Source organism: bacterium, from assembly GCA_026414725.1.
Taxonomy (GTDB): Bacteria; Ratteibacteria; UBA8468; order B48-G9; family JAFGKM01; genus JAAYXZ01.
Genome location: JAOAIL010000005.1, coordinates 42,975 through 57,326, shown reverse-complemented (window position 1 = coordinate 57,326; position 14,352 = coordinate 42,975). Strand labels below are relative to the sequence as shown.

The following is a 14,352-nucleotide window of genomic DNA, read 5'->3' as shown; positions in this document are numbered from 1 at the left end:
TTTTGAAAGGAGAGAAAGAATGGAAATTAAAAAAGTAATAGGTTTTTGCATATTAATTTCAGGGATTGTTTTTGCACAGACAGTCAAGATTGGCTATGTTGATGTAAAGGAAGTGTATTATAAATATGATAAAGCAGTGAAATTAGAAGAGGGATTTAATAAAGAGATTGAAAAGGTATCTGAATTAGAGAAGAGTATAAAGAAGATGCAGTCAGAGTACGAGCAGAAAAAGGATATTATGAAGCCGGATGAAAGGATAAAAAAAGAGGCAGAGTTAAAATTGAAGATGCAGGAGTATTCTACTGCTTTAGGTGACTTTAAAAAGAAAATGGATGAGAAACAGAAAGAGACAGAAAAGATAGTAGATGAGATAAAAAAAGAGGTACAGGCATATGGAGAGAAAAATAAATATACTGTAATACTGTCTTCTGCAAGTATTCTTTATTATGGAACGGATGTTATAGACGTAACAGGAGAGATAATAAAGATTATGAATAAGAAAACCGGAGATCAAAAGTGAAACTTACAATTAAAAAAATCGCAGAGATAGTAGAAGGGAATATCATTGGGAAGGAAGATATACTGATTACGGGTGTTTCCGGTATCAAAGAAGCAAAAGAAGGAGACCTTACATTTATAGCTAATAATAAATACAGACATCTTTTAAGGTCAACAAAAGCCTCAGCAGTTATTGTTCCAAAGGATATAAACAACACGGTTGATACATCACTTATCCAGGTTGAGAATCCATCAATTGCGTTTGCAAAAATTGTATCTCTCGTTGGACCTGAACCTGTTAATTTTACCCCCGGAATAGATAAGACCGCTGTTATAGGTAAAAATGTTATTCTCGGGAAGGGAGTGTCCATTCAGCCATATGCTGTAATAGAAGACAATGTTGAAATAGGAGAGGGTTCTACTATAGGTGCGTGTGTATATATAGGACATTATACAAAGATAGGGAAGGATTGTCTTATATATCCCCATGTAATAATAAGAGAAAGGATAAAGATAGGAGACAGGGTTATCATACATCCTGGAACTGTTATAGGTGGAGATGGGTTTGGTTTTGCCACTGTTAAAGGTGTACATCACAAGATTCCTCAGATAGGAACAGTTGAAATAGGAGATGATGTTGAGATTGGTTCAAATGTTACCATAGACAGGGCGAGGTTTGATAAGACATATATTGGAAATGGAGTAAAAATAGATAATCTTGTTCAGATAGCCCATAATGTTTGCATAGGAGAGAATACTATTGTAGTAGCACAGGTTGGTATATCAGGCAGTACTGTTATAGGAAAAAATGTAATAATAGCAGGACAGGCAGGCATAATCGGACATATTACAGTAGGAGATAATGCTATTATAGGAGGTAAAGCAGGTGTAACCAAAGATGTACCTTCTAATGTTCATGTAACTGGATTTCCAGCGAGGGAAAAGTGGGAAGATATGAGAATCCAGGCATATTCAAGGAGAAATCCTGAATTGATGGAGAAGATAAAAAGGTTAGAAGAGAAGATTGAAATGATGGAGAAAAAGATAAAGGAGATGTATGGAGAAGAGTCAGAAGACAATTGAAAGAAGTGTTGAAATTGAAGGGATAGGTCTTCACACCGGAGAAAAAAGTACATTAAAATTTCACCCTGCTGCTGTTGATTCAGGGATTGTGTTTATAAAAAAAGGTGATGGTCATAATGAGATAATAAAGCCGGTTATAGAAAATCTTCTTGATACAGTTAAATTTCCACGAAGAACATCTATAGGAAATGAACGGGTGCAGATTCATACAGTTGAGCATCTTCTGTCTGCTCTTTACTCAATGGAGATAGACAATATAACAATTGAAATAGATGGGGATGAATGTCCTGGTCTTGATGGAAGTGCACGGCCCTTTGTGGATATTATAAAGAAGGCAGGGATAAAAGATTTAAATAAGAGAAAGAATATATTTTCATTAAAAGAACCAGTATATATTTCAGAGAACAACACACATATAATTGCTCTACCATCAGATGAATTGAAGGTTTCCTATATTCTTGACTATCCAGAGACAGCACTCGGTTCTCAATATGCTTCTTATTCTGTTACACCGGATATTTACGAAAAAGATATAGCCCCTTCAAGGACATTCTGTCTTAAAGAAGAGATAGAACCATTAAAGAAGATAGGGTTAGGAAAAGGGTCGGACTATAAAAACACACTGGTAATTGATAAAGATGGAAACCCAATAGATAACCAGTTCAGATTTAAAGATGAACCTGTAAGACATAAAATAAGTGACCTGATAGGAGATATTGCTCTTTTCGGGTCTTATATAGCAGCACATATAATAGGTATAAAAAGCGGTCATTCTATGAATACGAGGTTTATAAGGAAGATGAGGGCTCTTCAAGAAAGAGAGAAGATAATAGATATAAATGATAGAAATTACTGTGCAGAAACTGTTCTTTATGCTGAAGATATATGCAGGATTATTCCTCACAGATATCCATTTTTACTTGTGGACAGGATTATTGAGGTGAATGGTAATAAAGCCATAGGGATTAAAAATGTCAGTATGAATGAGTGGTTTTTTCAGGGACACTTTCCCGGTAAGCCAATAATGCCAGGGGTTTTAATTGTGGAGGCGATGGCTCAGGTGGGAGGTGTTTTGATGCTACAAAAAGAAGAGAATAGAGGTAAACTTGCATATTTTATGAGTATAGAGAATGTGAAGTTTAGAAAAGCAGTCAGACCAGGATGTCAACTACTTTTACAGGTAGAGGTATTGAAAACAAAAGGTAAGGTTGCACGTCTTGAAGGGAAGGCATTTGTAGATGGTAGTATCGTTACAGAAGGGACATTTATGTCCACCATAGTGGATGAATAGAGAGAATTTATAGATTGAAGAATTTTTAAATTCAAGAATTTTTACTTATAACTTATGGCAAAGATACATCCTACAGCAATTATCTCCCCAGATGTTTTTATAGACCCCGATGAGTCCACAGAGATAGGTCCTTATGCTATTATTGAAGGTAATGCAATTATACATAAAGGGTGTAAAATAGGTCCCTATGTCCATATTCAGGGATATACTGAAATAGGTTCCGGTTGTCGTATATTTACAGGAGCGATTATAGGAAGTATGACCCAGGACCTGAAATATAAAGGTGGTAAAACATACTTAAAGATAGGAGAAAATAATACTATAAGAGAGTTTGTTACCATAAATACAGGAACTGCTGATGGCGATACTACTACTATCGGGAATAATAATCTTATAATGGCGTATGTCCACATTGCCCATAACTGTGTTATAGGGAATAATGTAATTATGGCAAATGGCAGTACTCTTGCAGGGCATGTAATAATTGATGACTGTGCAATTATTGGTGGACTTGTTGGTATCCATCAGTTTTGCAGGGTGGGGAGTTATGCTATTATAGGTGGATGTTCTAAAATTACAAAAGATATAATTCCATTTGTTATTGCTGATGGACATCCTGCGGTTCCTTGTGGTATTAACAGGGTGGGTTTGAAAAGGAGAAATTTTCCTTCTGAAAAGATAGAGCACATAGAGGAAATATATAAGGTACTGTTCCGTTCTGGGATGAATGTTTCAGAAGCAGTAGCAGAACTGGAAAAGATGGAAAGAACAGAAGAGATTGCCTATGTTATAAATTTTATCAAAAATTCCACACGTGGTATCGCAAAATGAACCCTTTTTGAATCTTACATAAAATGGATAAAGAACATACAGGTCTTTTTATAAGTGATGATGAGATTTCTGAGTATGTATATAAGAAACTCAAAGATAAAGGAATAAAAGTATACCCTTTTTCTTTTGTTCCCTGCAGTTTTACCATATCTAAAGTTTTTCATACAGGTGATATAACAGGTATTCTGCAATATCTTAAAAAAGAAAATATAAAGAAACTGGTTTTTATAGGGAGAATTCCATCAGATACAATTTTTAAAGAAATCCATCCTTCTTCAGATATATTTTTACAGGGAAAAGAACCCCTATCCGGAGAGGTAATTCTGAAAAAACTTGTAAACTTTCTCGATAAAGAGAATATAGAGGTTATGTCCCTTATAGAAGTGTTAAGGGATGAAATTGTTGAGGAGAAATTATATACAGATGTACCTGTTGATGAGGATGAAAAAGAAGATATAGACAGAGGGATAGAATTTCTTAATAAAATTATGGACTACAGAGTTGGGCAATCTGTTGTTATAAAGAAAGGGATGATAATTGCAGTTGAAGGGATAGAGGGGACAGATGAGATGATAAAAAGAGCGGGAAGATATTGTAATAAATTTGTTGTAGTGAAGATAGCAGGAAGATATAAAGATGAAAGATTTGATATACCGGTCATAGGACCAAACACAATAGAAGTTCTTGCAGAGGCAGGGGGTTGTGTTATTGCTATGGAAGCAGGCAGGAGTATCCTCTTTGATTCTTTAAGAGTAATAAATCTATGTAACAGGAATAAAATAAAACTTATAGGGGTTAAAGGAGTGGAATGATAGTAAAAGAAGGTAAAGAGCAAGTCCTTTCTTATCTTGAGGACTCATCTAATTTTAGGGAAGGGGATGCAGAAAAGTTATATATTCCTGAAAATGAAAAGGAACTTATAGATGTCCTCAGTGATTGTACAGAAAAAAGTGTTCCTGTTACTGTATCCAGTGGTGGAACAGGAACGGTAGGAGGAAGGGTACCGAGGAAAGGTATTATTGTTTCTATGGAGAGATTTAACAGTGTTATTAAGATAGACAGTAAAGAAAGATTAGCAACATTGCAGGCAGGTGTTGTAGTAAATGACTTTCTCAATATTATAGAGAAGGAAAATCTTTTTTATCCACCTTTCCCTACAGAAAGGACAGCTTTCATAGGAGGAAATGTTGCAACAAATGCTTCCGGGGAATACAGTTTCAGATTTGGTCCGACAAGAAGATATGTAAAGAGGATAAGGATGGTGCTTACAAGTGGTAATATCCTTGAAGTAGAAAGGAATAGTATATATGAAAAGGGAGGTGTAATTGATTATGGGATTTTTAAGGTGCCTCTTCCTTCTTACAGAACACCTCCTATAAAGTGTTCTGCTGGCTATTTCTCACAGGAAGGTATGGATGGTATAGACCTTATAATTGGCTCTGAAGGTACACTGGGTATCATTACTGAAGTTGATGTTTATTTAATAGATGCACTTCCCCAGAGGTTCATTGTTATAATCTTTTTAAAGAACCAGGAAGATATCCCTTCTGTTGTAAAAGACATAAAAGATATATGCAGTGAAAAACTTTTTTCCCTTGAGTTTTTTGATAGCGGGAGTTTGAAGTTTTTAAAGAATGATTTCCCCTCAATTCCTGATGATACCTGTGCAATATATGCAGAGAGTGTTTCTACAACAGAAGAGATGGAAAGATGGATGAATATTGCAGATAAGTATAATTCAGTGGACACATGGTTTGCTGAAGACAGTAAAAACTATGAAAAACTGATTGACTTCAGACATCGGCTTCCTGAAAATATAAATGCATATTTTAGAAAGATAGGGATTGTTAAAGTAGCAATGGATATAGCGGTTCCAGAGGAAGGTTTTTCTGAGATGTATGCTTTTTATAGAAAAATTATGAAAAGTGAAAAAATGCATTCTATACTTTTTGGACATATAGGAGAAAATCATCTACACTTTAATTTATTTCCCGGATCCGATGAGGAAAAGATAAAAGCAAAACAGATTTATGAGATATGTGTAAAAAAGGCACTTTCATTAGGTGGAACAGTTGCAGCAGAACATGGGATAGGAAAGATAAAGCATAAATGGCTTGAAATTATGTATGGAAGAGAAGGATTGAAAGAGATGGCTGAGATCAAAAAGATATTTGACCCATACTGTATATTGGGACTTGATAACATTTTTCCGGAAGAACTATTGAGAGGAGGAAAATGGTTATAAAAGATAAGCAGAGGATATTGTTTATAGGAGACAGTATTACAGATTGTGGAAGGAGAGGTGAGTTTGCACCACTGGGCAATGGGTATGTAAAATTTTTCAATGACATCCTTATTGCCCATTATCCCGAGCGAAAAATAGAAATTATCAACAAAGGTATATCAGGTAATTCAGTTCGGGACCTTCAAACTAGATGGGAAGATGATGTTATACATAATAAACCCGACTGGTTGAGTATTCTTATAGGAATAAATGATATCAACAGGGCTTTAGGAAAAGCAGTGGGTTGGGAAAATTTTACAATTAAGGACTATATTGCCTGCTATGATAATATCCTTAAGAGAACACAGGAGAAACTTCCCTGCAGGATAATACTGCTGGAACCATTTTACATAAGTGTGGATAAAAAAGAAGGTTGGCGTGGTCTTGTTTACAAAGAACTTGCTCTTTACAGAAAGGCAGTTGCAGATTTAAGCAGGAAATATAATACAATACTTGTGAAATTGCAGGATATGTTTGATAAGCAGTTAAAATACAGAGATAGCGAGACATTCTGTCCAGAGCCGGTACATCCAAACCAGACAGGACATCTTTTAATAGCGAATACTATTTTCAATGCATTGAAAAAATGAAAGGGATTATTGATTTCCATACACATGCATTTCCTGATAATCTTGCTGAGAAGGCAATAGGAATGCTTGAAAGAGGAGGAAAGATTCCTGCAAGATTGGATGGGAAAATTTCTTCATTATTATCTTCTATGGATAGATGTGGAATAGAAAAGAGTGTTATATGTTCCATCGCTACAAAACCATCCCACTTTGATTCTATCTTGAAATGGTCAGAATCCATAGCAAGTGAGAGAATAATACCTTTTCCATCAGTCCATCCTGATGACCCTGATATGATTGAGCACATTGAGATTATAAAGAAGAAGGGATTTAAGGGAATAAAACTACATCCTTATTATCAGGACTTTAATGTCAATGATAAAAAGATGTTTTCTATATATAAGAAGATAGAGGATGAAAATCTTATACTTGTTTTACATACGGGTTTTGATTTTGCCTTTGAAAGAGTAAAAAAGGCAGACCCTGAAAAAATTTTAGAGATAAAAAAGGCATTTCCATCTCTTAAACTGGTTACTACACACTTAGGTGCCTGGGAGGACTGGGATGAGGTTAAAAGATTACTGTTAGGGAAGGAGATTTATATGGAAATTTCTTTTGCTCTGGACTTCCTTGATAAAAAGAGTGCAAAAGATATTCTTATGAATCATCCTGATGACTATATACTTTTTGGAACTGACTCACCATGGACTGACCAGGAACAGACCCTTAAACTATTCAGTGCTCTTAATCTTCCTTCCAACCTTGAAAAGAAAATTTTAAGAGAGAATGCCATTACTTTACTCTCTTCTCTATGATTGATATTGATAAAAATTACATCCTGTTATAAAATAACATCAGATTTTTATTATCTTTAACTTTTGAGTTATTATTATGAAAATTATCGCGTTTTCAAATCAGAAAGGTGGGACAGGTAAAACCACCCTTTGTGTAAATATCGCTGCTGCTCTTGTAAAAAATGGGGAAAGGGTATTAATTGCTGACCTTGACCCACAGGGCAATGCCACTGTTAGTGTTGGAGTTCATCTGAAACCAGAAGACCTTACAATGTCTGAATTGTTAATTAATAATGCACGGCTTGAAGATGTTATGGTAGATAGTTATCTGCCGGATTTATCTATCATTCCTTCTGACACCAACCTTGCCCACATTGAAGTGGAACTTATATCAAAAAGCAAAAGTCAGTTTTTTCTTAAGAAAGCAATGGAAAAGAATATAGATGTAATTAACTCTTTTGATTTTGTTTTTATTGATTGCCCACCATCTCTTTCTCTTCTTACAGTTAACGGGTTATGTGCATCTGATTTTGTTATAATACCTGTTCTCTGTGATTACCTTTCGCTTGAAGGACTTTCCCATATAATAGAGACAGTTAAAGAGATAAAAACAAAACTCAACCCTTCACTTGAAATACTCGGTATTCTTACTAATATGATTGACAGACGACTTCGTATAACAGAGGAGAGCATTTCTTTACTTAAAAAAGAATTTGGTGATATGATTTTTAAAAATGGCATAAGTATCTGCAGTAGATTAAGAGAAGCACCATCTTTCGGAAAGGCAATTTTTGACTACGCAGGTAATTCCGCAGTTTCGGATGACTTCCTTAATGTTGCGAGAGAAATAAAAAGGAGAATAAAATGAGCAGATTAGGACCGCAGGTCAAAAAACTTTTTGATGCTTCTGGAAAAGAAAAGGTTAAAGAAATAGAAAAAGGTAGTGAGAAAAATAAAAAATATACATTTATCCTTCCTGTGGACTTAATGAAAAAGGTAAAACACAGTGCAGTAGAGCAGGATAAAACTATTTCTGAATGGTTGACAGAGGCAATAAAAAAGGGCTTATCTGGTTGACATATATTCTGTGAAATGGTAAAATTTTAATATGCCTACAAAAAAAGAAGTAATCAATATTATATCCAATATTGGTTTGTGGGATAGAAAATCAATAGAAGCAGCACTTGAAGAGCAAGAATCTACAGGTAGTCCATTAAAAGAGGTCTTTCAGAACAGGGGAATGCTCCCATTTGGTGAGGTATCCCCTTCTTTTTATTTTCAGTTAGGAATAGTTCAGAGAGAACTTCCCCCGAGAGAAATTCCTTCAGATATTTTAAATACCATTCCACCGAAAATAGCGAGAGAGCACAGAATTGTTCCATGGGATAAGAGAGATGATGGAAGGTTTATTCTTGTTTCAGATGACCCTATAAATATACTTGCTGCTGATTTTTTCAAAAAACTCATAGCAGTTGATAACATAAAAGAGATTGAGGTTATGATAACCTTTCCTGCAGAGATGGAACAATTGTTAGAAAAATATTATGGAAGAGATACAATGGAGGATTTAACACAGATGCTTCAGGAAGCAAGCAGTGCTACTATAGACCTTGACCTTCCTGAAGCAGAGGTTGCGGGAGAGGATGAAGAGACACTTGCTTTACAGGCGCCAGTAGTTAAGATATGTAACCTTGTTTTTGTTGAGGCATTAAGACGTAGGGCAAGTGATATACATCTTGAGCCACTTGAAAAAAAATTCAGGGTGAGGTTTCGTATAGATGGTGTACTTTATGAGGTAGTATCACCACCTAAAAGGATAGAAAAGGCAGTTATAGCCAGGATTAAATTGATGTCAAAGATGGACCTTGCAGAGAAACGTCTACCTCAGGACGGCAGAATAATGTTAGATATAGGAGGTAAGCCCATTGACTTCCGTGTTTCTACTCTTCCAGGTATTTATGGAGAGAGTGTTGTTTTAAGAATCCTTGATAAGACATCTATGTTAAAGGGACTTGGAGAACTGGGTTTCCTCCCCGATGACTTTGAAAAATGGCAGGGACTATTGAAATATTCAGCGGGTTTGATACTTGTAACAGGTCCTACCGGTTCAGGTAAAACAACAACACTTTATGCTGCTTTGAGTGCCCTAAATACAATGGATAGAAAACTGATGACTGTGGAGGAACCGGTTGAGTATCAGATAGAAGGGATAAACCAGACCCCTGTAAATTCAGAGATTGGGCTTACATTCTCTGCTGCATTAAGGTCATTTTTAAGACAGTCCCCTGATGTTATACTGGTTGGTGAAATACGTGATTTTGAAACAGCAGATATAGCAGTTAGAGCAGCCCTTACAGGACATCTCGTATTCAGTACCCTTCATACAAACGATGCTCCCGGAGCAATTACACGTCTTATAGATATGGGGGTCCCTCCTTTTCTTATTGCATCTTCTGTACAGGGCGTTATGGCACAAAGATTGGTGAGGGTTCTATGTTCTTACTGTAAGGAAAAAATAGAGCCGGATGAGGATATGAGAAGGAAATTAAGAATAGAAGAAGGGGAAGAAGTTAATGTATGCAGGCCAAAAGGATGTAATGAATGTAATTTCACCGGTTTTCGTGGCAGGTTAGGTATATTTGAGATATTTGCAATGAATGATGAACTGAGAGAACTTACATTAAGGAGAGTTGGGACAGCAGAATTGAGAGAGGTTGCCCGCAAATACGGGATGCGTATGATGGTAGAAGATGGATATATAAAAGTAAAGAAAGGGATAACAACACTTGATGAAGTTTATAGTGTAACAGGAGAAAAAGGTGCCTAAAAGAATAGAGGAACTGCTTGAATTACAGGTAAGGGAAAATGCAGCAGACCTGCATCTTAATGTAGGTATTCCTCCTATGTTAAGATTGCATGGAGGACTTACAAAAATAGGAAATGAGCCACTTACTCCAGATGATACTGTAAACTATATGAAGGCAATAACGTCAAGGGAACATCAGGAGGAACTTCAAAAAATAGGTGGTACTGACTTTGGTTTCGCTTTCAAGGATCTTGCGAGGTTCAGGGTGAGTGTGTTTAAGGAGAGGGGAAATGTTGCAATGTCCCTGAGATTGATCCCATATAGATTCCTTACGTTTGACCAGATAGGACTGGATGAAAAGACAATGAGATATCTTTTAACCAGGCCGAGAGGACTTATTCTTGTTGTTGGTCCTACTGGTTCTGGTAAGACCACAACACTCGCATCTATGATTGACTGGATAAATGAAAACCTTGATAGACATATTATTACTATAGAGGACCCGATAGAATATTATCACTCTCATAAGAGGTCTATTGTTACTCAGAGGGAGTTAGGGGTTGATGTACCTACATTTGAGGAGGCACTGAGGAGAGGTTTAAGACAGGACCCGGATGTCTTCCTCGTTGGTGAAATGCGTGACCTTGCAACTATAGAAGCGGCGATTACTGCTGCAGAGACAGGACATATTGTATTCGCTACACTACATACCACAGGTGCTGCAAGAACAGTGGATAGAATTGTTAATGTTTTCCCTGTCGCTCAGCAGGAGCAAATCAGGGTTATGCTATCTGTTTCAATACTTGCCATTATTTCTCAAGTTCTTCTAAAAAGGGTTGATAAACCAGGAAGGGTTGCTGCTTTTGAACTTATGATTGCTACAAACTCTATCCAGAACCTTATACGTGAAAGAAAGACATACAGAATTGTTTCAGAAATCCAGACAGGTGGTAAATTGGGTATGGTAACAATGGATTCCTTCCTTATGCGACTTTTCAGGGAAGGGAAGATAAACCTTGAGGATGTTCTTACATTCTCATATGACCCGAAGTCCGCAAAGGCAGAACTGGCTGCAGAAGGACTTATAGATAAAGCAATGGTAGATTTAGAGGCAGAAGGAATGGCAGATATGAAGATGGAAGGTGATAGAAATGGCTGAAAGGAAACTGTTGGGAGAGATGTTAATTGAAGAAGGAATTATTACAGAGAAGGAGCTGAGAGAGGCGCTTGAAATACAGAGAAAGACAGGACATTTTCTTGGCAGAATTCTTGTAGACCTCGGATATGTTGATGAAAGAGACCTCAAACGTGTTCTGAGTATTCAGGCAGGTATAGAGATGATAGACCTGAAAAATACTGTTATAGATAGAAGGGCTGTAGAGGCATTTCCTTCAGCACTTGCCAAGACATACAATGTTGTCCCTGTTAAATTAGAAAGGGATGTTTTAACACTTGCAGTGGGTGATACACTGAGTTTAAATATACAGGATGATATATCCTTTGTCCTCGGATATAAAACAAAGATGGTACTTGCAGATGAAAGCGATATAAAAGAGGCAATAGAGACACACTATGGTAAAGAAATAGAAACCATAGATGACCTTATAAAGTGGCTTGCACAGGATGTAGAAGAGATGGAAGAATTAGAATCAATTGCAAGTCAGGGAGAATATGCTACCATAACTTCATTAGAAGAGATTGCTTCCCTTCCTCCTGTGGTGAAACTTTTTGACCTGATACTACTTCAGACAGTAAGGGATAATGCTTCAGACCTTCATCTTGAGCCATTTGAAGATGATTTCCGTGTGAGATATAGGGTGGATGGGATGCTTTATGACCTTGTTCATCCACCTAAAGGACTTGCTTTCGCACTCTTTTGCAGATTTAAGATTATGGCAGGAATGGATATTGCTGAGAGGCGGTTACCTCAGGATGGAAGAATTGAACTATCTGTTATGGGCAGGGCAGTGGACCTGAGAATTAATACTGTACCCACTGTTTTTGGAGAATGTCTCGCTGTAAGGGTTCTGGACAGGGCAAAGACAATTTTTGAACTGGAGAATCTCGGTTTAAGTCAGGATAATCTTGAGAGAGTAGACAGTATTATAACAAAGCCCAATGGTATCATACTTGCAACAGGTCCAACGGGTTGCGGGAAGACAACAACACTGTATGCAATTTTAAGGAAACTTAATACCCCTGATGTAAAGGTAATTACTACTGAAGACCCTGTGGAATATATGCTTGAGGGGGCAGTGCAGGTACCTATAAGAGAAAGGATAGGACTTACATTCGGGAGATGTTTGAGAAGTATATTGAGACAGGACCCTGATATAATTTTAGTTGGAGAGGTTAGGGATTTTGAGACAGCACAGATGGCAATCCAGGCATCACTTACAGGTCATATTGTTCTAAGTACATTACATACAAATGATGCTCCAAGTACTATAATGCGATTGATAGATATGCAAATAGAACCGTTCCTCCTTGCTTCTACTATAGAAGGTGTTATTGCCCAGAGGTTGGTCAGGGTATTATGTCCGAGGTGTAAGGAGGAATATCGTCCTTCAAAAACAGAATTACTTGAAATACATTTACTAGAAGAGAGAGCGATGGGGATGAAATTCTTCAAACCTAAAGGATGTGCTTTCTGCAGGGGGGGATATAAAGGAAGGACAGCCCTTTTTGAAATACTTATACCTTCAGAGCCATTCTGGCGTGCTGTAATTGAAAAACGTCCTTTGGGAGAGATAAGAAGGGTTGCTATTGAAGAGTGTGGGATGAAAGCATTACTTGAGGATGGACTTGAAAAGATAAATGAGGGTATAACATCTATAGAAGAGGTTGCGAAAGAAATACATGGATATTAAGTAAAAGGGGATTTATATGCCACAGTTTCAATATAGTGGAATGGAGCCCGGTGGACAACCGGTAACTGGGACAATAGAGGCATCACAGGTTCAGGAAGCGGTAGCGAAACTTAAAGGGATGGGTTATTTTATTACAAGTATCTCTCCTGTAAAGGGGAGTGTTGCTACAGGGAAAAAAGATACAGGCAGACAGACAACTACTGCAAAACCTTCAAGTGCAAAAAAATCAGCAAAGGGGAAAGGTGCATCAGCAGGTATTTCTCTCGGTCCACAGAAAATAAAGCCAAAAGAACTGATGATAATTACAAGGCAGTTAGCAACACTTATTGGTTCAGGACTTCCACTTCTCAGGGCTTTAAGGGTTTTAAGAGAACAGAGAAAAGGTGCACCCAATGCAATCCTTTCTAAAGTGGCGGAAGATATAGAAAGCGGGGCTCTGTTTTCAGAAGCACTTTCAAAACACCCGAGGAGTTTCCCCAAGATATATGTTGCAATGGTAAGGGCAGGGGAGGCAGGAGGAGCACTGGAAGCGGTTTTGAACCGACTGGCTGAGTTTATGGAAAAAGAGGCAAAACTGAGAGCAAAAATCAAGTCTGCTATGGCATATCCAATGGTCATAGTGGTAGTTGCATCTGGTATACTTACATTCTTAATGTTGAAAATAGTACCAACATTCATACAGATATTTGAAGATATGGAAGCAGGAGAACTTCCTGCACCTACAGTCCTTTTAATGAAAATTTCAAAACTTTTTACTCAGAGGTTTTATTTAATTATTATTTTTGTAGTTGCTATGGTAATTCTTTTTAAGGTACTTAACAGGGTTAAATTTACAAAGTATTATATTGATACGATGAAACTACGTATACCTGTCTTCGGTCCAGTTATTTCTAAAACAATAGTGGCAAGGTTTGCACGAACATTTGCCACACTAATTACCAGTGGTGTCCCTATACTGCAGGCACTTCAGATAGTCAGGGATACAACAGGAAATGACGTGATTGCAAAAGGTATAAATGAAATAAGGAACAGGGTAAGAGAAGGAGAAGGGATTGCAGGTCCAATGCTCAGGTCAAAGGTTTTCCCTGCAATGGTAACAAATATGGTGGCTGTTGGAGAGGAAACAGGTGCTATGGATGCTATGCTTGAAAAAATCGCAGAGGCATATGAAGCAGAGGTAGATGCAGCAGTTGCTGCTATGACATCTATGCTTGAGCCGATATTACTTGTAGGTATGGGTGGTGTAGTTGGTTTTATTGTTATTTCTTTGTTTTTACCACTAATTAAACTTGCGATGGGACTGTCTGGAGGAGGTGGTGGATAACA

14 protein-coding genes are annotated in these 14,352 nt (G+C 37.1%); all 14 read left to right on the top strand.

Annotated features, from left to right (window positions below):
* Nucleotides 1–19 precede the first annotated feature (19 nt).
* The 14 genes from N3D17_03315 to N3D17_03250 all read left to right on the top strand — a co-directional run bounded on the left by N3D17_03315 (nt 20) and on the right by N3D17_03250 (nt 14,350).
* Nucleotides 20–520 (top strand): OmpH family outer membrane protein, encoded by a 501-nt coding sequence (locus tag N3D17_03315; protein ID MCX8082415.1) that lies wholly within the window; start codon nt 20–22, stop codon nt 518–520.
* Nucleotides 517–1,581 (top strand): UDP-3-O-(3-hydroxymyristoyl)glucosamine N-acyltransferase, encoded by a 1,065-nt coding sequence (gene lpxD, locus N3D17_03310; protein MCX8082414.1) that lies wholly within the window; start codon nt 517–519, stop codon nt 1,579–1,581. Before N3D17_03315 ends, lpxD begins: the two co-directional genes overlap by 4 nt.
* Nucleotides 1,556–2,872 carry a bifunctional UDP-3-O-[3-hydroxymyristoyl] N-acetylglucosamine deacetylase/3-hydroxyacyl-ACP dehydratase gene (locus N3D17_03305; protein MCX8082413.1) on the top strand — a complete coding sequence of 439 codons (1,317 nt, stop codon included), beginning with the start codon at nt 1,556–1,558 and terminating at the stop codon, nt 2,870–2,872. Before lpxD ends, N3D17_03305 begins: the two co-directional genes overlap by 26 nt.
* Before the next feature lie 54 nt (nt 2,873–2,926).
* Nucleotides 2,927–3,703: an acyl-ACP--UDP-N-acetylglucosamine O-acyltransferase gene (gene lpxA, locus N3D17_03300; GenBank protein MCX8082412.1), complete on the top strand. Its 777-nt coding sequence runs from the start codon at nt 2,927–2,929 to the stop codon at nt 3,701–3,703.
* Nucleotides 3,704–3,726: 23 nt separating this feature from the next.
* Nucleotides 3,727–4,515, top strand: a complete 789-nt coding sequence (locus tag N3D17_03295) for an LpxI family protein (protein MCX8082411.1) — start codon at nt 3,727–3,729, stop codon at nt 4,513–4,515.
* Nucleotides 4,512–5,948, top strand: a complete 1,437-nt coding sequence (locus tag N3D17_03290; protein ID MCX8082410.1) for an FAD-binding oxidoreductase — start codon at nt 4,512–4,514, stop codon at nt 5,946–5,948. The genes N3D17_03295 and N3D17_03290 overlap by 4 nt, the downstream gene beginning before the upstream one ends.
* The gene (locus N3D17_03285; protein MCX8082409.1) at nt 5,939–6,577 is read left to right on the top strand and encodes an SGNH/GDSL hydrolase family protein; all 639 of its coding nucleotides are present in this window, start codon (nt 5,939–5,941) and stop codon (nt 6,575–6,577) included. The genes N3D17_03290 and N3D17_03285 overlap by 10 nt, the downstream gene beginning before the upstream one ends.
* Nucleotides 6,574–7,371 carry an amidohydrolase family protein gene (locus N3D17_03280; protein MCX8082408.1) on the top strand — a complete coding sequence of 266 codons (798 nt, stop codon included), beginning with the start codon at nt 6,574–6,576 and terminating at the stop codon, nt 7,369–7,371. The genes N3D17_03285 and N3D17_03280 overlap by 4 nt, the downstream gene beginning before the upstream one ends.
* A gap of 76 nt (nt 7,372–7,447) precedes the next feature.
* The gene (locus N3D17_03275; GenBank protein MCX8082407.1) at nt 7,448–8,218 is read left to right on the top strand and encodes an AAA family ATPase; all 771 of its coding nucleotides are present in this window, start codon (nt 7,448–7,450) and stop codon (nt 8,216–8,218) included.
* The gene (locus N3D17_03270; protein MCX8082406.1) at nt 8,215–8,427 is read left to right on the top strand and encodes a hypothetical protein; all 213 of its coding nucleotides are present in this window, start codon (nt 8,215–8,217) and stop codon (nt 8,425–8,427) included. The genes N3D17_03275 and N3D17_03270 overlap by 4 nt, the downstream gene beginning before the upstream one ends.
* 31 nt (nt 8,428–8,458) lie before the next feature.
* Nucleotides 8,459–10,177 carry a GspE/PulE family protein gene (locus N3D17_03265; protein ID MCX8082405.1) on the top strand — a complete coding sequence of 573 codons (1,719 nt, stop codon included), beginning with the start codon at nt 8,459–8,461 and terminating at the stop codon, nt 10,175–10,177.
* Nucleotides 10,170–11,315 (top strand): PilT/PilU family type 4a pilus ATPase, encoded by a 1,146-nt coding sequence (locus N3D17_03260; GenBank protein ID MCX8082404.1) that lies wholly within the window; start codon nt 10,170–10,172, stop codon nt 11,313–11,315. The genes N3D17_03265 and N3D17_03260 overlap by 8 nt, the downstream gene beginning before the upstream one ends.
* On the top strand, nt 11,308–13,026 hold the full coding sequence (locus N3D17_03255) for an ATPase, T2SS/T4P/T4SS family (GenBank protein ID MCX8082403.1): 1,719 nt from the start codon (nt 11,308–11,310) through the stop codon (nt 13,024–13,026). The genes N3D17_03260 and N3D17_03255 overlap by 8 nt, the downstream gene beginning before the upstream one ends.
* A gap of 16 nt (nt 13,027–13,042) precedes the next feature.
* Nucleotides 13,043–14,350: a type II secretion system F family protein gene (locus N3D17_03250; GenBank protein MCX8082402.1), complete on the top strand. Its 1,308-nt coding sequence runs from the start codon at nt 13,043–13,045 to the stop codon at nt 14,348–14,350.
* Nucleotides 14,351–14,352: the final 2 nt, after the last annotated feature.